The following is a 20,644-nucleotide window of genomic DNA, read 5'->3' on the forward strand; positions in this document are numbered from 1 at the left end:
AAGAAAAGAACTAGCATCTCGCTAGTTCTAACATAACATTTACTTTTTAAATATTCCACCTACATTAGGGCCTGCATTTGGACCAAATGGCGATACATTAGGACCTGCGTTCGGGCCAAATGGTGATACATTAGGGCCTGCGTTTGGACCAAACGGTGATACATTAGGGCCTGCGTTTGGACCAAACGGTGATACTTGCTGAGGGTATCCATGGTGTCCACACCCTCCACCAAATCCTCCACCATAACCTGGGTCTCCAAATCCTGGATCTACAACATTTACACTTGAATTTGTTTGTGGGAAGAAATGTTGGTTTTTAATTTGTTGATGATGCACATGCGTTGTATGAGTTGGGTGAATATGTGGCACCACCGTTGTAGAAAAAGTGTGTGTTACACATTGTTTCGTTGGATGAACAACAGGAGGTGTTGTACAAATAGGACCTGTTGGCTTATGTCCTCCAAAACAAGGATGACAATGACGCATAGTTTTTCTCTCCTCTCTCACTCAAAATCTAACTACACTTTACAATATGAGAAAAGAGTAAAAGCCGCTTGTTATATACACCTATTTCTTCAAAGGAAATTCGTCTAGATTATAAGTTATCAAATGAAGAGCTTGACTCATTGTCACGCTATTACTTTCCGAAGAAACCACCAACTTGTTTTACAATTCCTGTAACCTGATTTACTGCATTCATCATTTGGCCTGCTGTATTCATCATTTTGTTCACATCATAATTTCCATCTGCTGTTTTAAATTGAGACACCAAACTAGAAAACTGACTCGGTTGCTGTTTCTGCTTGTTCATTTTTGGATATGGTTGAAAGGGCTGCTTTGGCGGATAAAACATAGATGGTTGTGGCTGCGGCGGTGCATAATACGGCATATTCATATAAGGCTGCTCATGCTGATTCATAAATGATACTTCAAATGGTTGATAATAATTTTGATTCCCATAATAAGGTGTGAAAGGATACATATTGTAGCGTAAATATGGCTCCCCATTATGTTGATACGTGTTTGGTTGTGGGTTTGAATGAAACCCTTGATAAGTAGATTGTTGAAACATGCATTCTCTCCCCCTTTATCTTAGTTTCTACCTTTAGAATATGTACCGACAAAATAAAAGGTGTTCTTATATAATTGTCTGTTTTTGTCGGAAGTTTAAATTTTTAAAAAAATAAGAAAGTAAACCCTTTCATGTTATGATATAAAAGAAGAAGATTCTCATGGGGGAGGAATCAACATGATATTAGGGGATTTAAAACAAGCATTTTCACAAAAAAAGGGGTATTGTACAGAAAATATGAATGAATTGCTCGACTTTGCGCGACATTGTTATTTGGAAGGGAAAATCTGTATTTCAGAATATCGAGTGTTGATACGAGAATTAGAAACAAGCGGAGCAACAAGACCTCGTCATAAAATTACAGAATCATAAAAAAACACAAGAGGGATTTCCCTCTTGTTATTTACATAATTCCACAATAGTCTGTAACGTATATAAAATCGCCTGGTGCGTTTCATAAAACCGTTTTCCTTTTCCTTTATTCACAAAGCACTGCAAAGCATTATTTTGTAAATTTTCGCACACTTGATCTATTTGTTGAAAATGGACATATTTAGGATGTTCTTCTTTTATCCATCGATAAGCCAATTCTTTCCAAGCCCTCAACTCGTTATCTACCCTATCCACAAACGGCTTCATATCAGTATAAAAATCATATTCTACTACTTCTCTTTTTTTAACAATTGTTTCATCGTTATACTCTATTAACTTTATTGAAGATTGCTTTAACGCTTGATACTTCACTTTATCCCACCTTACTTATTATGCACCTACGACAACGTTTTGAAACGTTTGCAGCCAATTTCCTTTCTTCTCATGATGCACTAATTTATCTTCCATATGTTGAATGTGCATTTCTGTTATTTCTACTTTCTTACATATATCCTCACGTCTGTCCTTTAAATCATGATTAACCCTAAGTGAAACATTCATTTCCAGCAAATCAAGAGCACTTAACATTTGATCCATTTTCTTCATTACATTTTCCTTCTGAACCATCGCCATCTATAAAACGCCTCCTTCTTTGCTTTCCCTTTGCCATGTAATTTCGACAACCCAGTTATCACTCCTGCATGATTGACAAAACTAGTTGTGATTCGGCAAATAAAGCGAAACTTTCTTTCGTGTTTCTTCTTCATCCTTTAGAAATTAGAAAAGTTTGTATTCTGCATGTGTTTTATAGAAATGGTAACAATACAAATGGGAGGTGTTACTATGGCTAAAAATAAAAATGAAAAGAAGAAAAAACAAAGTAAACAACGAAACAAACCTGAAACAGGAAATCCAAAATTAGACGGGCCAAACTTCCCTGCTACATAAACAGGGGTTTGTTCATCCAAATTCGTTATTTCCTTCTAAAGTTCATCTTTTTTCACGCTGTTACAACAACATTTTTTCATTCAATACGCAAAGAACGTAAGATATATGGTCGATCCCCGCATTTTCCAAAAAGTGCGGGGCTTTTTTATTATAACACGAAGCTGTGGAATCTTTTAGGAAAGCTAATAAATGAAGCAATGTAATGAATGTTCCTTTGTTTCTTTAGAAACCATGTCGTAACATCAATCTTTTCCTGCGGCTCCTGAACTATAAAAAAATTCTCTACATTTATATAAGGATGAAACCAATCTAATGGATCTTGTCGCGCCGGAGGGACAATAGAAAACACCTCTCTAAGCTGCGGCGTACGATATCCTTTTATTCCCTTGAAATATTGTTCATAATCTAACCTTGAGCCTGTAGGAATCGTATGCAAAGCAAAATCATAAAATAACTCTTTATACTTCGGATGAAATAATAGCCACGCTAACTTCTTACCCAGTTCAATACGCTTTTTTACATTTTCAAATCCATCAACTGAAAAACCATATAAATTCCCTTCTAAAGTCGGAAAAACAACTGCGTTTAAATGAAATCGTTCTTGCATTTTAAAAAGTAATCGATCCAATACACGAGACTGAATATACCGATTTTCAATAACTGGTTTTTGAATTTTATTTTGCTCATTAATAATTAATGCTATCATTAACCGCTTTTTATTTCCTTCTCTCCAAAAACGTTTCCATTCCTTTTCCATAAAAGCAGACACATAAAAAGAAGGTAACAAATGAAAGAAAGCTCTATTTCTCTTTTTACTCTCTTCATATAGTAATAACTGTGGATAAGCATCTAAAAAAATAAGGCAATTCGCTTTCTCATATGTAAGAAATAATTGTTTTCTCATCCCTTTAGATAGGATATTCGAGTAATTTTCTCCTTCTAAATCTGTCATATTCCAGCCAGCATTTCTCGAAACCATACTCGCTAAAAAAGACCACTCAACCTCTTTATTTCGCAAATAGTATTCTTGATAAGTTCGTGTACGCGAAATGTTATCCATATTTGCGATAGCAGTCTTTTCCTTAATATAGGTAATGAGTTGTTTCTCCTCTTTTGTAAACGAAACCATTTCTTCATCTCGTTTCCAATTCTTTTCTTCACTCCCGTTACGTCGCATTCATTCACCACCTCTCTTTAAAAAAATCGCATTTTCGTTGTTTTTTTTGATATAATCACCTGTGTAAGTGATTCTAAGCAAGATGGAGTGGACAAAACATGACCATTCGTTACCCAAACGGAAAAAGATATAATCAAGCTTTACAACCTCAAAAAACAAAAATGAAAAAACATACTTATAGTAACAGGGGGATGTCTCTTGAAGAGGAACTAAATGAAACAAATCAATATTATTTGAGTCATAATATTGCCTGTGTACATAAAAAGCCAACACCTCTTCAAATTGTAAAAGTGGATTATCCTGCCCGAAGTGCTGCAGTTGTAAGAGAAGCTTATTTTAAACAGCCTTCTACAACAGATTACAACGGTGTTTATAAGGGGAAATACATTGATTTTGAAGCAAAGGAAACAAAAAACAAAACAAGTTTCCCGCTCCAAAACTTCCATCTGCACCAAATTGAGCATATGAAACAAGTTATTGCTCATGATGGAATTGCATTCGTCATTATTAAATTTACACTTTATGACGAAATTTATTTACTCGATGCAAAACACGTTATTTCATTTTGGAATCGCAAAGATACCGGGGGCCGAAAATCAATTACAAAACAAGAAATTGAAGAACACGGCTCTTTGTTATCATGCGGTTATCATCCTCGAATCGATTATATTTCTATACTAGACATGGTTTATTTTTCGTGATAGAGTCAAAAATAAGGCTCTTTTTTCGACTTTTGGGGAGAAGATGAAAGGTAGGAGAAAGTATAATGTCAGAAAATTATCGTTCTCGTACAGAACGAAAACATGCAAAACAGCAAACGAAAGATAAAAATAAAAAGGATAAACCCAAGAAAAAAGGCTCCTTTTTCAAGAAATTTTTAGTGACTTGCCTGCTTCTTGGCATTGTCGGACTTGTAGCTGGAGTTTCGGCATTCTTTGTCATAGTGAAAGATGCTCCAAAACTAGACAAAGCGAAACTTGTCAATCCTCTATCAACTAAATTTTATGATAAAGATGGTAACTTCTTTTATGAATATGGTGCTGAGAAACGGACTGCTATCACTTATGATCAAGTTCCAAAAGTAGTTGAAAATGCCTTTCTTGCCACCGAGGATGCTCGATTTTATGACCATGACGGAATTGACTTTAAGCGTACAGGAAAAGCCATTATGGAAAACATCACAGGCGGGTTCGGTTCACAAGGTGGTAGTACAATTACACAGCAAGTAATTAAAAACTACTTCCTTACGATGGAAAAAACATCAAAACGAAAAGTACAAGAATGGTATTTAGCTTACAAGCTAGAACAGAAATACTCTAAACATGAAATTTTAGAAATGTACTTAAATAAAATTAATTTAGGTAATCGCTCTTATGGCGTAGCAACAGCAGCACAAAATTATTATGGAAAAGATTTGAAAGATTTAAAGTTACATGAAGCTGCAATGCTCGCTGGCTTACCACAAGGTCCTAATATTTATGATCCAACGAAAAAAGAAAATGAACAGCGTGCAACGAAACGTCGCAACGTTGTTTTAACATTAATGCATCGTCATCACTTTATTACAAAACAGCAAATGGAAGAAGCGATGGCAATTCCAGTAACAGAAGGACTCCTTCCCTCTAAAGAGATTACTGAAATGCCTTATCCTGCCTTTTTAGATGCAGTTGTAAAAGAAGTTGAAAAGCAAATCCCTGATGTAAATATTGGATCTGATGGATTACAAATCTATACAACTCTTGATACAAAAGCGCAAGATTATGCTGAAAAGATTTTAGATGGAGATGTTATTCGATATCCAAATGATAAATTCCAAGGCTCTTTCGTATTTATGGACACACAAACTGGTGAAGTTCGTGCAGTAGGTGCTGGACGTAAAGAAAGTAAATCAACATTTAAAGGTCATAACTTAGCCATTGATTTAGATCGACAAGTTGGATCTACAATGAAACCTATTTTTGACTACGGCCCAGCAATTGAATATATGCAATGGTCAACTTATCATCAATTAAATGACTCAGAATATACGTACTCAGATGGTACAAAAATTCGAAATGCAACGAGCAGCTATAAAGGGGACGTTTCAATGCGTGAAGCATTAAAAAAATCTTTAAACATCCCAGCATTAAAAACTGCTCAAGCAGTCGGACTAAATAAGTCAAAAGAGTTTTCTGAAAAACTCGGTATGACATTTAAAAAAGGACCATATGAATCAGCAGCAATCGGTAGTAATGAAAGTTCTCCGTTACAAGTAGCTGGTGCTTATGCAACATTTGGGAATGACGGTATTTATAATAAACCTCATTTCGTAAAAGAAGTTGTCTTCCCTGATGGTAAGAAGAAAAACTTTAAACCAAAAGAAGAGCGAGTAATGAAAGACTATACGGCGTATATGATTACAGATATGCTTCGCGATGTTGTCAGACCAGGATCTGGCGGTACTGGCTCAGCAGCTTATGTTTCAGGCGTCGATCTTGCTGGTAAAACAGGGACGCAAAACTATGACAAATCGGTTATTGAAAAATATGATATTCCAGCAGATGCGAACCGCGATAGTTGGTTTGCCGGATATACACCGCAATATACAATGGCGGTATGGACAGGTTACGAAAAGGATAGTTCAGAAAACTATATAGGCGACCGCTCAACAAAAATTGCTCAACAAATGTTTAAAGTCATGATGGGTAAATTTGCAACAGACCGCAGTCGTTTTGAGCAACCTTCTTCCGTAGAAAGAATCAATGGCGAACTTTACGTAAAAGGTGCGAAAAAAGATGCGATTAAACAAATTAAGGTAGATCCACCAACTGGTGTAACGCCTTCTTATGACGCAGGATCAAATACAATTACATTAAGTTGGTCTGGTCCTTCTGATGCATCATCTTATGCGGCAAGTTATAAAGCAAATGACGGTTCTAGTGGTAGCTTATCCGTAAAAGGAACATCTGCTACACTTGGCGGTGTAAAACCAGGTGTAACATATAGCTTCTCTGTCGTAGCAAAAAAAGGGACTGGCACAAGTAGTCCAGCTGGCGTTTCCTTTACCGTTCCTGGTCAAAATGTAGACGCTCAAAAGAAAGCTGAAGAAGAAACGAAGAAAAAAGCTGAAGAAGAAAAACGTAAAGCTGAAGAAGAATTGAAGAAAAAAGCCGAAGAAGAACTGAAAAAGGCTGAGGAAGAAAAGCGTAAAGCTGAAGAAGAACTGAAGAAAAAGGCCGAAGAAGAACTGAAAAAAGCTGAGGAAGAAAAGCGTAAAGCTGAAGAAGAAGCAAAAAAACAACAAGAACAGCAGAATCAGCAACCCCAACAAACTCCACCAGAACAGCCAACTGGTGGAACTAGTGGAGAATCGAATCCTCAACCAGATGGACAATAAAAAAGAAGTCACTATCTACTTTTAAGATAGTGACTTCTTTTTTATCATCATGTTTTTGGCATATATTTTTTCTATTTCAATATATAGCTGTGTCAATTGGATGTACGAATGGTAATGGTTCGGTTGCTCTATAATAAATGTATAGCGTTCCATAAAATTAACAGGCTGTAGTTTTAACTTCTCCGTATTCTGTTTTATATCCTTTAAACTAGATATTCTTTTTTCATTCATCCAATATAAGATTGATAATAAATAAGCACTGAAATGAACCATAGGCGCTTTCGCTTCGTTTCTTTTTCTCTCTTTAAATAACTTCGAAAGATCTTCTTTTTTATCCGCCCACATTTGCAGCACTGCCGGTATACTCTTCTCTACTTTACGCCACGGTTGATATTTTTGTTCTATATCAAACAAAAAATAAGTGTTTTGGATTAATTCTTTAAATGATTGACTACATGTGTATACTATTTTTGTTTCACTTTCTTTGAAAAACGGCTCACATTGAAACTCAGGCGGTATCTCCACAACTTTTTTTTCCATTCCCTACTTCACCTTCATCCGCTTTTTCCCTTCACGACATATTTCTAATAACGGACATACTTCACACTGTGGCCTTTGTGCCTTACAATGATAACGTCCAAAGAAAATCAGTCTATGATGAGTAACGCCCCATTCTTCCATAGGTACCTTTTTCATTAATGTTTTTTCAACTTCTAAAACAGAGTCTTTCCATCGACAAATTCCTAAACGCTTACTCACTCGTTCCACATGTGTATCGACTGCGATTGCCGGAATGCCAAAAGCAACAGAAACAACTACATTCGCCGTCTTTCGGCCTACTCCTGGTAATTTTGTTAATTCATCACGATCGGCAGGAACTTTCCCATCATACTCATCGATTAGCATTCTGCATAGCTTTTGAATATTTTTTGCTTTATTTCTGTAAAGCCCAATTGAACGTATGTCTTGTTGTAATTCTTCCAAAGAAACTTTCAAATAGTCCTCTGGCGTTTTATATTTTTGAAATAAATTTTTTGTCACTTTATTTACAAGTGCATCTGTACATTGTGCAGATAAAGCAACCGCAATGACAAGTTCAAATGGATTATCATGAATTAATTCACAATGTGCCTCTGGGTACATTTTCGCCATTGTATCTAGACAATAGCGAATTTGTGTTTTATTTAACATACATTTCCTCCTACATTATTGCTCCAACCAATTATAAAAAGGGACTTTCCCTGTGTACTTTGTCTCTTGTTTTGTTATCTGATGTGAGCGTTGCTGATTCGCTCGAAACTTCCGTCCTTGCTCTTGCGCTTGATCTACTGTTTTGATGCCATTCTTTTTCCATTCAAATAAAATCCGATCAATATATCGAAAATTAAGCTTTCCACTCATTACAGATTCCTTAAGAGCAGCTTGAATTAAATTAGGATGATATTGATCTTGATCTTGCCACATTGCTAATGTCTCACATTCAAATGGTGACAATGGTCTCCCAAATTCACGTTCGAAAATAGTATATAAATTCATTTGTAACTGTTTTTGTTCTTTCTGCTCTTCTTCTATTGTTTCATTCATTAAATAATGTAATATTTTTTCCCAAAGTGGTTGTAAAGAATAACTTTCGCACATCTTCGCTTCAGACTTTTGTCCACCTTCTAAAGCAAGAAAACCTTTTTGAATTAATGATTGAATCATTTCCATGCACTTCATTTCTGAAATTGTCATTCGTTCTGCAATTTCAGAAGGAGTTGGAAACGAATTACCCGACTCTAAAAAAGTATGAACATGAAGTACAACCATAAATTCCATCTCATTTAAGCCTAATTTTTTATAGTGCATCATAAGCAATTTTGGAATGGCAATACTCCCCTGTTCAAACCACTGTAACATCATTTTTTTCTTCATGACCAAAACACCTCGCTTTCTAGTATAACACAACCTCATAGCATTTCTTTTTCCACAATTCGTCAAAAAACCTCCCTATATAGGGAGGTCATGTTCATTTGTTCAAAGTAATGGATTGAAAGTGCAAATCAAAAATATTCTTTTTACGCCTGCACTTTACCTTTCATAAATGTATGAATTCGCTCTAAAGCTTTCTCTAATTGCTCAAGAGATGTAGCATATGATAAACGGACATTGTTTGGAGCACCAAATCCTGTTCCAGGAACAAGTGCTACTTTTTCTTCCTCTAACAACGCTTTTGCCCATTCATCTACTGTTTTGTATCCAGCTAGCGCTACCGCTTCTTTTACATTTGGGAATAAGTAAAATGCACCTTGTGGTTTGATACAAGTGAAACCAGGAACTTGAATTAATTTATTATAAATGATGTTCAATCTTTCTTCAAATGCTTGTCGCATCATTTCCACAGGTTCTTGTGGCCCTGCATATGCAGCAATTGCACCGTATTGAGCAATTGAAGTAGGGTTTGATGTACTATGACTTGCTAAATTTGTCATTGCTTTAATAAGTTGCTTATTTCCTGCTGCATATCCAATTCGCCACCCTGTCATAGAATGTGATTTAGATACACCATTTATAATAATCGTTTGTTCTTTCAATTCATTAGAAAGCTGAGCAATTGAAGTATATTTTACTCCGCCATAAACTAACTTTTCATAAATTTCATCAGAAACAATTAAAATGTCATGTTCTAAGCATACTTCTCCAAGCTGTTTTAATTCTTCCTTGCTATAAATCATTCCTGTTGGATTGCTCGGTGAATTAATGATAACAGCTTTTGTTTTCTCTGTAATCGCTTCACGTAGCTGCTCTGCTGTAATTTTATATTGATTATCTTCTAACCCTTCCACATAAACTGGTTTTCCACCAGCAAGTTTCACTTGTTCTGGATAACTTACCCAATAAGGAGTTGGAATAATCACTTCGTCTCCTTCATCAAGCAATACTTGAAAGAGTGTATAAAGTGCATGTTTTGCACCGTTACATACAATAATTTCTGTCGGATCATACGTTAGTTCTTGATCACGCATAAATTTCTTTACAATTTCTTGTTTTAGCGTTTGTAATCCACCAGTAGGTGTATATTTTGTATGTCCTTCTAACATCGCTTTATGTGCAGCATCTATAATATGCTCCGGCGTATTAAAATCAGGTTCTCCTGCTCCTAAACCAATGACATCATGCCCTTCGGCTTTTAGCGCCTGAGCCTTTGCTGTAATTTCTAAAGTTGCAGACGGTGTTAAAGCAGCTACTCGCTTTGCTAATTTCATTTGTGGTTTTCCCCCTGTATCTATTTTTCAATGCTGTAAAATGCAGCAAATTCCCCATCTTGAAATCTCAGATAATAATACTTATAACGACCTTCTTGATCAATATATGTAATTTCCCAAAGCGGAACATCTTTTTCGATACCTAATTTTACTTTTACAATTTCTTTTGGAAGTTGCGGCTTTGATTCTTTGTTTACCGCTTCCAAATACTCCATCATTTTTTGTATAGCTTGCTTTTCAGAAATGCCCTCACTCTTTTTCCTTACTAGAACTTTTCCTTTTTTCTCAGGTACCCATACAATCAGTTGTTCTCCTTTTTCATCTACACCTTGTACGACTGCATATGCAGATTTCCCGTTATAATAATCAACGGATTTTACCTTTGTCAGCTTCGCTTTTTCTTTTGCAATTGCTGCAACTTTTGATTCTTTCGGAATTTTCTTTTCCAATGTAGCATGATAAACATGCACCCCATACAATCCAATAGCAACGATAACGATAATGATGGCAAAGATCCACTTTTTCATTGTACCACTACGTTCTGTATATCGTAAATATTGCTGTTTCTTTTTCGTTTTCGTCTAACGCCAATCCGAACATGAGGTCCTGTTCCTTTAAAGTGCGATTTAAACTATCAACAATTTTATACAAATCAGATGAATATTTTATACGCGTTGTTGATAGCACTTCTATTTTCTTCTCCATGAAAACTCCTCCGTTACACAAAATTTCTAATTATAGAAGAACGCAATGCGGTTACAATAATAGTACATTCTTTACAACCCCTGCTTCATCACCCATCTATTATAGCAGGACATGTACAGCAAAAAAAGGTTTCAAGTCGAAAAGCAATACAATTTGTATATAAGAAGTAAGAAAAAAATAAAATTCCTCCTCCCCACATCGTTTACGCCTGAAGCATACGCTACTTCAGGCGTATTTTTCATATTTATTCATTTTATAAGCGGCGTAAAAGTTCATCTAACGATTCTTCATAAAGCGGAACATTCGGGATTGATTGTAAAAATTTTTCTCCATAAAAAGATGTTGTTAACCGGCGATCTAACACAAATACAGTACCTGTATCCGAAGTAGTTCGAATTAATCGACCAAAACCTTGTTTAAACCGAAGAATTGCTTGCGGAAGCGCTAACTTTGTAAACACATCTTCTCCGTTTTTCTTCAACCATTCACTTTTTGCCTCCATCATCGGTTGATGAGGCGGGGTAAATGGTAAACGAGCAATGACAAGATGACTTAATGCCGCCCCTGGAATATCAATTCCTTCCCAAAAACTACTAGTTCCTAATAATATCGCTTTATCAAACTCTTGAAATTTCCGGATTAAACGACTGCGACTACGATTGTGAACACTTTGGGTGAGCAATATATATTCTTCTAATGCAGCTTCATTTTTTAACTTTGCGTACGTTTCTTTCAACATCTCATAGGAAGTAAATAATACGAGCATTCTTCCATTTGTAGCTTGCGCAATCTTTTTAATCTGTTGAGAAATTTCACTAAGATATTCCTCTTCCTTTACTTCTTTAATAAGGGGAATATCTGTTGGAACCATTAATTTCACTTGCTCTTCATAACGAAACGGTGATGGAACAGTTAATGTAGCTGGCGCAAAATCCTCTAACCCAAGTTCTTCTTTTATATAGTCAAAAGTATGGTTCACCGTTAATGTAGCTGATGTAAAAATAACACTTCTTTTCTCCGCAAAAAACTCATCCGCAAGTCTTTCCCCAATATGAATAGGCTGTGCATATAACATTGTTGAATGAATGGTCCCTTTTGTTTCGGTTTCCATCCATGTCACATATGTATTTGTTTCTAATAAAAGTACTTGTAAAGAATGAGTCATCTTTCGGAGTGCGGCAATTAAATGGAAAAACTCACCCGTAACAACATGCATTTTCCACTTCATTCTACTTTGCAGCAAATCAGCTTGCTTTTCCAAATCCGTACTCAAATCTTTTAATTCAAATATAAATCGACTTGTTAATTCTATAATACCACTCCATAGCTTTCCGTACTCTCGTTCAGTATGATATCGATACATAAGTGGTATATTGTTATTTTGACTTTGTTCTTGCTTTGTTTTCTGCAATATAAATGCGCGCAACATTTGAAAAAGTTCATCAGCATCAAACTTCATTTCCTTCAACCTATGACTGATCTTCCGAAATGTAGAGCGAGAGGCTAGTCCTGATTCCTTCATCATTTTATACACCTTAGCTAGTACGTCATCTGTATCCAACGTACCAAGGCGTGATAAAACCATTTGAAAATACATACATGAAAAACGCTCTCCTAACGTTCGACTTGCCACTTCTTCAATGTGATGTGCTTCGTCAAAAATAATGTACTTATAAGATGAAAAAAGCGATTCCTCACTAATAAAATCTTGAAATAGTAATGCATGATTTGTAATCACAATATCTGCAAATAATGCCCGATTCTTCGCCCGCTGATAAAAGCAACGACTAAACCAACTACTTTGAACTCCACTTGGGCTATATGCGTCGCTACAAATTCGATTCCATAGTAATTTTCCACCTTCTGGAATATTAAGTTCGTCACAATCACCCGTTTCCGTCTGCAATAACCATATTAAAATTTTCGCTTTCGTTAAAGCAACATCATAATTCTTCTCATCTTCTTGTAAAGCATACTCAAATTTATGTAAACAAAGATAATGTTTCCTTCCCTTTAGTAAAGCAACTTCAAAAGGAAATGGCAGTACACTTTGTAATAATGGTATTTCCTTTTCCAATATTTGTTGCTGCAACTGCACCGTTTGCGTACTAATCACAACCGGTTCTTCTTTTTTCTTCGCAAAATAAATACTTGGAAGAAGATAAGCTAACGTCTTCCCTGTCCCTGTTCCAGCCTCTATTAATGAAAAACGTGCGTCTTGTAGTGCAGCATATATTTCTTTCATTATTTGTTGTTGCGTTTCTCTTTTTTCAAATTTAGGCATCTTTTTCTCAAGTTGTTCCATTGACTTCTGCAAAAAAACGCTAAATTTAGACGATTGAGTTTCACCTAAGTGCAACGAATAGTTGCGCTTTCGCAGTGCAATATTTCGATATATATCATATTTCTCAGTTTCTTCTTTGCCATCCGTCATTTTCTTGAGAATATTTTCTGAAAGAATATGAGACATATCGCTTTGAAATACATCACTCAGTTCATATAAAGATTGCAAAGTAACAAGCGGTAGTTTTTCAATTTGAGTGAGAAATTGTAAAAATAATTCTGCCGTTGCAAGAGCATCACTATCTGCACGATGTGGTTGATCGTGCTCTAACTCATGTTTTTTAGCTAAATCTCTCAATTTATAACTATCAGCTGTCGGCAATAAAATCTGTGCCAATTCAACCGTATCAATTTTAGGACAATGTATATCTGCATAGCCAGCCTGCTTTAATTCTTCTTTTAAAAAATTCCAATCAAAGTGAACGTTATGTGCAACAAAAGAAGCACCCTGTAATAGCTCAACAATCATCGGGGCTACATCTCGAAATAGCGGGGCTTGTTTTACAAGATTTTCATCAATCCCTGTTAATTCTGTAATAAATGGGGGAATCTCCCTCTTTGGATTCACAAAAGACGAGAAAATTTCTAATATTTCTCCACCTTCCACCACAACAGCGGCGATTTGGGTAATTTTATCTTTCCCATCTTTCCAAGAGTTCCCTGTCGTCTCTAAGTCGACAACGACATAACGTTTACTCATATGTAACACCTCAATTTCTTACCTTTCAAACAACAAAAATTCATATATTGTTACTATACCACGTTTTGTCTTATCTTAATGAAAAGATGCATAAAATGAACGGATTTTACGCTTCCAATGATGCTGCTTTTCCAAAAGGGAACCATATAGAAAAGAAATTCTTATAATAGCCAATAAAAAAACAGGAGCCTTCTGACTCCTGTTCCCACCATTTATCCCGCTATTTTAGAGCAGTAGCCCGATTCGTAAGGGCTCATAATCAGCGCGAGATGAAAAATCTCCCGCTAATTAAAGTTTCACTTTATATTTCACTGCCTGCCTTTTCAGTACTTAACATTTCAATCATTTGATTGTGATCATCTAGCACTGCAATTTTGGGTATTTGTTTATAGACTTCTTCAGCTGATACAAGGCCATAACAAATAATAATCACTTTATCTCCAGGCTGTACAAGTCTTGCTGCAGCTCCATTTAAACAAATGACGCCGCTACCACGCTCCCCCTTAATCACATATGTCTCTAGGCGCTCTCCATTGTTATTATTGACAACTTGTACTTTTTCATTTTCAACAATTTCCACAGCATCCATTAAATCTTCATCAATTGTAATACTTCCAACATAATTTAAATTGGCTTCTGTTACAGTTGCGCGATGTAGCTTTGCTCTCATCATTGTGCGAAACATGGATGTTTCCTCCTTATTGCACCGTTAATGTTATATTATCAATTAATCGTGCATTCTTAAACTGAACTGCAATTGCTAAAATCATTCTTCCTTTGATGGTTTCTAATGGCGTTAAGGCTGGATATGCATATATATCTGCATAATCAACTATGCCATTTGTATTCGTTTCAATGTATTCTTTTACAAATGTGGTAATGTTCTGTGGATGACGCTCTCCCTCTTCTATTTTCTTTTTTGCTATACATAAGCTGCGGTATAAATGTGGCGCTTCCTTACGCTCTTGCTCCGATAAATATACGTTGCGAGAGCTTTTCGCTAAACCGTCTGCTTCTCTAACAATCTCAACAGGCACAATTGTAACTGGGATATGAAAGTCACTGACAACCCCTTCAACAACTGCTACTTGTTGTGCATCTTTCATCCCAAAATAAGCACGAGTTGGCATTGTAATATGAAACAGTTTCATCAACACCGTCGCAACACCTGCAAAGTGAACTGGTCGTCTTTTCCCACATAAAACATTTGTACGTTTTACAACCTCTATTTTTGTTGTTTGTTCTGCTGGATACATTTCTTCTACACTCGGATAAAATAAGTAGTCAACGCCCGCTTCTTTTGCCACTCTTTCATCTTGCTTTATATCCCTTGGATAACGATCGAAATCTTCATTTGGTCCAAACTGTAACGGATTCACAAATACACTTAAAATGACAATTTCATTTTCTTTTCTCGCCTGACGCAATAAAGTTGCATGTCCTTCATGTAAATATCCCATTGTTGGAACAAACCCGATTTCTTTATCACTTGCCCGAAGTTCGCCTGCAATTTGTTGCATGTCCTGCACGGTTGTTATCATTTTCATCCCTGTTTTCCCCCATATAACGCTACATACTCTTCTTCTTTCATCGTAAATGAATATTGTTCTTCTGGAAATTGTCTTGTTTTTACTTCAGCAACATATTGTGAAATCCCGCGCACAATTTCATCCTGAACAGCCGTATATTGCTTGACAAATTTCGGAACTCTATTTACTCCATAAGAAATCAAATCATGATAGACTAGCACTTGCCCATCCACATCTTTACCAGCACCGATGCCAATTGTCGGAATAACTAACTCATCTGATATTATCTTTGCTAACTGCATCGGTACACATTCTAATACAAGAGCGATTGCTCCAGCATCTTCACATTTCTTCGCATCTTCTATTAATTGTTTTGCACTTTCAGCATCTTTCCCTTGTACTTTATAACCACCTAATACACCGACAGACTGTGGCGTTAACCCAAGATGGGCAACAACGGGAATTCCTGCGTTCGTTAAATAATGAATAGTGGAAATGACTTCTCCAGCTCCTTCTACTTTTAAAGCATGCGCTCCGCCTTCTTGCACAATGCGGCGCGCATGATGCATAGTCTCTGCCAGCGATACATGATAAGACATAAATGGCATATCTGTTACAACAAACGTGTTCTTCGCTCCTCGGCGGACAGCTTTTGTATGATGAATCATATCCTCTACCGTCACAGGTACTGTGGAATCATATCCAAGTACAACCATTCCGAGAGAATCTCCAACTAAAATCATATCGATTTCAGCTTCCTCTACTAGCTTAGCTGATGGGTAATCATACGCTGTCAGCATCGTAATCGGCTCACCTTTCTGTTTCATTTTCAAAAAATCCGTTTTCGTTTTCAAACATTACTCCTCCTTTATTTAGGAGAGAGGCGATGGCCGAAATGATATAAAAAAACCCTTCTGACCATAAAAGGGCAGAAGGGTAGTATGTGTAAATCGGCATGATTCATCCCTCTGTCCCAGTCCATTATTGGATCAAGGCAGAATCCAAATTATTATTGTTCCCTGCTTGGAATAACGGTGCAGTTCGCTTCGATACTGCCCATATTCGAAATAATTATAGCAAACTGAGAATAAAAATGACTACATTTTTTCGAAAAAATAATCTTCTTTCCTCTTACAGTACATGAAATTTACACAATAAAAGAAGCTCCTCCATAGAAGCTTCTTTTTAGTTCATTTCTATATCAGCAGAATGGATATGATGAATATGACCTTGATGGTCTTCTAATAGTAAGACGCCATCATCGGTAATCCCTTTCGCTACACCGGTAATCGTTTGCCTCATTGTACGAGCTATAATTTCTTTTCCAATACTCACTGCATAACTTTCCCATAAAAGCTTAACAACCGTAAATCCATTATTTAAGTATTCTTTGTACAGTTTCTCCATTTGTAAAAAGATTTGCTGCATAAGTTCTGCACGAACAATTGGTTTTCCTGACTCGATGGCTAAAGAGGTAGCAATTTGTTTAATCTCATCAACAAAATGTTCTATTTGTTGATTGGCATTAATTCCAATCCCCATAATAACTGCATTAATTTTATCTGGATCAGCTTGCATTTCTGTTAAAATACCTACAGCTTTTTTTCCATTTATTAAAATATCATTCGGCCATTTAATCCCTACATCCACGCCCGTACATTTCTCGATTGCTTGCGCCACGCTAACAGCAGCTAATAAAGTAAGCTGAGGCGCATGATGAACAGGAATGGATGGACGTAAAATAATACTCATCCAAATTCCAGTTCCTTTTGGCGAATACCATTTTCGACTTAAGCGTCCTCTCCCTGCTGTTTGTTCTTCAGCAACGACTATTGTTCCTTCCGCTGCACCTTCATATGCAAGCTTCGCTGCAATATGCTGCGTAGATTCAACCGACTCTTCAAAGTATACCGTTCTCCCTATAAAGTCTGTTTGTAGCCCTAATTGAATTTCATTTGCTGTCACTTTATCTGGTTTACTCGTAATTCGATATCCTAAGCGGCGAACCGCCTCCAATTCATAACCTTCTGTGCGCAAATCCTCCATATGCTTCCACACAGCCGTTCTAGAACAACCAAGCTTTTCACTTATCGTTTGTCCAGATACAAATTCTCCATTTGCCTCGGAAAAAATTTGTAACAATTGTTTTCTCATAGTAGATTGCATTCTTCAATCCACCCCCTTATCGCCTCTTTCTCATTTTCCAATCGCTTCTGCAAAATTTCTTCTTCAATTTTTTGTAATACTTCCGCTACCCAAGGGCCTGGTGTTTTATCTGTCCAACTTAATAAATCATTACCGCTTACGTTCATTTCTTGACGCTTCTGAATTGGTAATGAATCAAATAATCTTTGCACTTCGCCTACTACAGACATATTGTATTCTTCTATCATCACTTGATAGACTCTCTCTGCCATAAGAGCAATTTGTACACCAGTTTGATATAGGAAAACTGCATCCCACTCTTTTGTCTTTCGAGCACGAATGGCTAACAAAACAGCCACAATTTCTTTTATTTTTTTATTTGAAAATTTCCATTGACGCAAAAATACAGATGGATGTTCTTCCCCTATACAATATAAGAAAAACGCCCATGCTTCAATTTCTGTTTCAAAAGGCCCCCAGTTATACTCCGTAGCCTTTAAAATTTTCTCCTCTGACATTTGTAAGTACGGTAAATGCATAAACAATTTCGTCTCTACTAATTTTTGAAGTCCTTTTACACAGTATGGACCCGTTAATAGCTTTTCAAATTCAACAGTAATTCTTTCAATCGCTATATGTTCTAATAAATGACCGTAGCGCTCAATCGCACACTCTGTTTTCTCTTCTAAAGAAAATCCTAACGTACTCACAAATCGAATACCACGCATCATGCGCAGCGCATCTTCTTGAAAACGCTCTGCCGCATTCCCTACTGTCACAATTTCTCGCTTTTGAATGGCATCTTGACCTCCAAATAAGTCAATGATTTCTCCATCCTCACTCATCGCAATCGCATTCATTGTAAAATCACGCCGTTTTAAATCTTCTTCTAACGAGCGAACAAACTGTACACTACTTGGTCTGCGAAAATCTTCATAATCACTCTCTGTACGGAACGTAGTTACTTCATATGGTACACCATCTTGCAAAACGATAACCGTTCCGTGTTCAAGACCAACAGGAACGTGCTTTGGAAATAATTTCATCACTTCTTCTGGAAGAGCAGATGTAGCGATATCAATATCTCCTATCGGCCGATCAATAATAAAGTCACGTACACTTCCTCCTACAAAGTAGGCCTCATGTCCATGTTGCTTTAACGTCTCAATAATTGCTCCAGCTCTTTTAAATCGTTTCATTGTTGTCATCCCTTAATATGTCATAATAAATTGCCTCATATTGTGAAACGATATTTTCTGAACGAAATTGCTCGTGCACCGTTTCTAATGCTTGGTCCGCCATATTTTGATGGAGCTCTTTATTTTGAAGAAGTTGTATAGCTTGCTTCGCTACCTCTGACGTATCACCAACTTCACATATATATCCCGTTTCACCATGTTTAATAACCTCTGGAATGCCCCCAACTCGCGAACCAATACATGGCACACCACAAGCCATTGCTTCTAGTAAAACAAGACCAAAGCTTTCTTTTTCTGATAAAAGTAACATCACATCACTCATAGCAAGTAGCTCTGCTACATTATCCTGTTTCCCTAAAAACAAGACACGTTCCTCTATATGTAAATTTTTCACTAACTGTAAAATCGTACAAAACTCTGGTCCATCGCCAACAAGCAATAGCTTCGCATTGACTTCTTTTACAACTTTAGCAAAAGCCTGCACAACGTCTTGCACACGTTTCACCTTGCGGAAATTTGAAATATGGATCAATACCTTTTCCTCTTCACTTATACCATATTCTTTTTTTAGTTGAGACATATCTCGCTGAAAATAGACACGCTCATCAATAAAATTATATACAGTCTGAATATCCTTATTTGGTTTCACAAGTTCATTCGTTTCCTTAATCAAAGAGTGAGATACGGCAGTAACAACGTCGGATTGTTCGATACCAAATCGAATTAAATTATTCAGTGAAGGGTCTGAACCAAGTACAGTAATATCCGTTCCATGTAGTGTTGTAACAATTTTAATATGATCTCCAATCATTTGTTTTGCTAAATAGGCACAAATCGCATGTGGTATTGCATAGTGCACATGTAATATATCAAGATTTTCTCTCTGTGCAACTTCTGCCATTTTACTTGCCAATGCTAGATCGTACGGCGGATATTGAAAAACAGAATATTGGTTCACTGTTACTTCATGAAAATAAATGTTTGGATATACTTTATTTAAACGAAATGGAACACCTGATGTAATAAAATGAATTTCATGGCCTCTTTCAGCTAATTGCTTGCCCAGTTCTGTTCCAACAACTCCAGAACCACCTACAGAAGGATAACATGTAATACCTATTTTTAATCTCATTTACATCCTCCTATTAAATCAGCATGTAATAAAACTGGCTTCTTGCTCATAAATCCTTCCGCATACATAACTCCAACTTCTTTTCCAAACATTTTCTCACGAGCTACTACTGTTTCCACATATCCTTCTGTTAAAGGCGTTTTTACGCCATCACTTCCCGTTGTAAATTGACTTTCATATGCTTCTAATGCTGCTACCTTCTCAGAAAGATGTTCACTAATATCTACGCAAAAGTTTGGCTTATGAAAACCATTAATCATATAATAATAAAAAGATTGCACGCGGTGCGGTGAAATTTCTGGCATATATTTGCGAATACCAGCTGAAAAGACTGCTTCTTCTACAAGCTTTGCACAATTGGCATGATCAGGGTGACGATCTTCATAGTATGGTGCAAAAATTAGCGCCGGTTTATATGTACGAATCATCTTTACAATTTCACGTATATATTCGTCTTTCATATATAGACCGCGATCAGGCATCGCCAAGTTTATTCGCGTCTTTACACCCATAATGCGCGCGGCCTCTTGAGCTTCTTTTTTTCTTAGCTCAATTGTTCCATTCGAAGATAAGTCCGCTTCTGTTAAATCACAGATACCAACTTCATATCCTTGTTTCGTATATTTGGCAATAGTGCCTGCCATGCCGATTTCAACATCATCGGCATGAGCACCAAACGCTAATATATGTAATCCACTCAT

The 20,644-nt window shown here is 36.5% G+C and carries 22 protein-coding genes; 3 read left to right on the forward strand and 19 right to left on the reverse strand.

Translation table 11 applies throughout. The features are described 5' to 3' along the window. Window positions 1-39: 39 nt before the first annotated feature. Both MR063_RS05765 and MR063_RS05770 read right to left on the reverse strand, forming a co-directional pair. On the reverse strand, window positions 40-486 hold the full coding sequence (locus MR063_RS05765; protein ID WP_242195129.1) for a CotD family spore coat protein: 447 nt from the start codon (window positions 484-486) through the stop codon (window positions 40-42). A gap of 151 nt (window positions 487-637) precedes the next feature. Then, window positions 638-1,072, reverse strand: a complete 435-nt coding sequence (locus tag MR063_RS05770) for a YppG family protein (RefSeq protein ID WP_242142692.1) — start codon at window positions 1,070-1,072, stop codon at window positions 638-640. A 177-nt stretch (window positions 1,073-1,249) separates the two neighbouring features. Here MR063_RS05770 and MR063_RS05775 point away from each other — a divergent pair, with 177 nt between their 5' ends. Then, entirely contained in the window at window positions 1,250-1,444 is a 195-nt protein-coding gene (locus tag MR063_RS05775) for a YppF family protein (RefSeq protein WP_242142691.1), read from the forward strand. A 27-nt stretch (window positions 1,445-1,471) separates the two neighbouring features. Here MR063_RS05775 and MR063_RS05780 read toward each other — a convergent pair whose 3' ends face one another. From MR063_RS05780 to MR063_RS05790, 3 genes are all read right to left on the reverse strand, one after another. Beyond that, on the reverse strand, window positions 1,472-1,816 hold the full coding sequence (locus tag MR063_RS05780; protein WP_242195133.1) for a YppE family protein: 345 nt from the start codon (window positions 1,814-1,816) through the stop codon (window positions 1,472-1,474). Between the two features lie 18 nt (window positions 1,817-1,834). Next, window positions 1,835-2,077: a hypothetical protein gene (locus MR063_RS05785; protein ID WP_242142689.1), complete on the reverse strand. Its 243-nt coding sequence runs from the start codon at window positions 2,075-2,077 to the stop codon at window positions 1,835-1,837. 463 nt (window positions 2,078-2,540) lie between these two features. After that, window positions 2,541-3,569: a DUF2515 family protein gene (locus MR063_RS05790; protein WP_242195137.1), complete on the reverse strand. Its 1,029-nt coding sequence runs from the start codon at window positions 3,567-3,569 to the stop codon at window positions 2,541-2,543. 98 nt (window positions 3,570-3,667) lie between these two features. Here MR063_RS05790 and recU point away from each other — a divergent pair, with 98 nt between their 5' ends. Both recU and MR063_RS05800 read left to right on the forward strand, forming a co-directional pair. After that, the gene (recU, locus tag MR063_RS05795; RefSeq protein WP_242142687.1) at window positions 3,668-4,270 is read left to right on the forward strand and encodes a Holliday junction resolvase RecU; all 603 of its coding nucleotides are present in this window, start codon (window positions 3,668-3,670) and stop codon (window positions 4,268-4,270) included. Between the two features lie 65 nt (window positions 4,271-4,335). Continuing rightward, window positions 4,336-6,945 carry a penicillin-binding protein 1A gene (locus tag MR063_RS05800; RefSeq protein WP_242195140.1) on the forward strand — a complete coding sequence of 870 codons (2,610 nt, stop codon included), beginning with the start codon at window positions 4,336-4,338 and terminating at the stop codon, window positions 6,943-6,945. Window positions 6,946-6,966: 21 nt separating this feature from the next. Here the strand turns inward: MR063_RS05800 and MR063_RS05805 are convergent, their stop codons facing one another. From MR063_RS05805 to bshB1, 14 genes are all read right to left on the reverse strand, one after another. Continuing rightward, window positions 6,967-7,485, reverse strand: coding sequence for a YpoC family protein (locus tag MR063_RS05805; RefSeq protein ID WP_242195143.1), 519 nt, complete (start codon window positions 7,483-7,485; stop codon window positions 6,967-6,969). 3 nt (window positions 7,486-7,488) lie between these two features. Continuing rightward, on the reverse strand, window positions 7,489-8,136 hold the full coding sequence (gene nth / locus MR063_RS05810) for an endonuclease III (protein WP_242142684.1): 648 nt from the start codon (window positions 8,134-8,136) through the stop codon (window positions 7,489-7,491). Between the two features lie 15 nt (window positions 8,137-8,151). Then, window positions 8,152-8,859 (reverse strand): DNA replication protein DnaD, encoded by a 708-nt coding sequence (dnaD, locus tag MR063_RS05815; RefSeq protein WP_242195146.1) that lies wholly within the window; start codon window positions 8,857-8,859, stop codon window positions 8,152-8,154. Between the two features lie 143 nt (window positions 8,860-9,002). Further along, entirely contained in the window at window positions 9,003-10,190 is a 1,188-nt protein-coding gene (aspB, locus tag MR063_RS05820) for an aspartate transaminase AspB (protein WP_242195149.1), read from the reverse strand. 20 nt (window positions 10,191-10,210) lie between these two features. Then, entirely contained in the window at window positions 10,211-10,717 is a 507-nt protein-coding gene (locus tag MR063_RS05825; RefSeq protein ID WP_242195153.1) for a cell wall elongation regulator TseB-like domain-containing protein, read from the reverse strand. 7 nt (window positions 10,718-10,724) lie between these two features. Further along, entirely contained in the window at window positions 10,725-10,895 is a 171-nt protein-coding gene (locus tag MR063_RS05830; protein ID WP_012093755.1) for a YpmA family protein, read from the reverse strand. Between the two features lie 253 nt (window positions 10,896-11,148). Continuing rightward, window positions 11,149-13,938 carry an ATP-dependent DNA helicase DinG gene (dinG, locus tag MR063_RS05835; protein WP_242195156.1) on the reverse strand — a complete coding sequence of 930 codons (2,790 nt, stop codon included), beginning with the start codon at window positions 13,936-13,938 and terminating at the stop codon, window positions 11,149-11,151. 301 nt (window positions 13,939-14,239) lie between these two features. Beyond that, window positions 14,240-14,623, reverse strand: coding sequence for an aspartate 1-decarboxylase (panD, locus tag MR063_RS05840; RefSeq protein WP_242195159.1), 384 nt, complete (start codon window positions 14,621-14,623; stop codon window positions 14,240-14,242). 13 nt (window positions 14,624-14,636) lie between these two features. After that, window positions 14,637-15,485, reverse strand: coding sequence for a pantoate--beta-alanine ligase (panC, locus tag MR063_RS05845; protein ID WP_242195162.1), 849 nt, complete (start codon window positions 15,483-15,485; stop codon window positions 14,637-14,639). Next, the gene (gene panB / locus MR063_RS05850; protein ID WP_242195165.1) at window positions 15,482-16,321 is read right to left on the reverse strand and encodes a 3-methyl-2-oxobutanoate hydroxymethyltransferase; all 840 of its coding nucleotides are present in this window, start codon (window positions 16,319-16,321) and stop codon (window positions 15,482-15,484) included. The genes panC and panB overlap by 4 nt, the downstream gene beginning before the upstream one ends. A gap of 331 nt (window positions 16,322-16,652) precedes the next feature. After that, window positions 16,653-17,633 (reverse strand): biotin--[acetyl-CoA-carboxylase] ligase, encoded by a 981-nt coding sequence (locus MR063_RS05855; RefSeq protein ID WP_242195168.1) that lies wholly within the window; start codon window positions 17,631-17,633, stop codon window positions 16,653-16,655. After that, entirely contained in the window at window positions 17,618-18,811 is a 1,194-nt protein-coding gene (locus MR063_RS05860; protein WP_242195171.1) for a CCA tRNA nucleotidyltransferase, read from the reverse strand. The genes MR063_RS05855 and MR063_RS05860 overlap by 16 nt, the downstream gene beginning before the upstream one ends. Next, the gene (gene bshA / locus MR063_RS05865; RefSeq protein WP_242195174.1) at window positions 18,798-19,943 is read right to left on the reverse strand and encodes an N-acetyl-alpha-D-glucosaminyl L-malate synthase BshA; all 1,146 of its coding nucleotides are present in this window, start codon (window positions 19,941-19,943) and stop codon (window positions 18,798-18,800) included. Before bshA ends, MR063_RS05860 begins: the two co-directional genes overlap by 14 nt. After that, window positions 19,940-20,644: a bacillithiol biosynthesis deacetylase BshB1 gene (bshB1, locus tag MR063_RS05870; protein WP_242195177.1), complete on the reverse strand. Its 705-nt coding sequence runs from the start codon at window positions 20,642-20,644 to the stop codon at window positions 19,940-19,942. The genes bshA and bshB1 overlap by 4 nt, the downstream gene beginning before the upstream one ends.

Source organism: Bacillus cereus group sp. BfR-BA-01492 (assembly GCF_022662815.1).
Lineage (GTDB): Bacteria > Bacillota > Bacilli > Bacillales > Bacillaceae_G > Bacillus_A > Bacillus_A cereus_BD.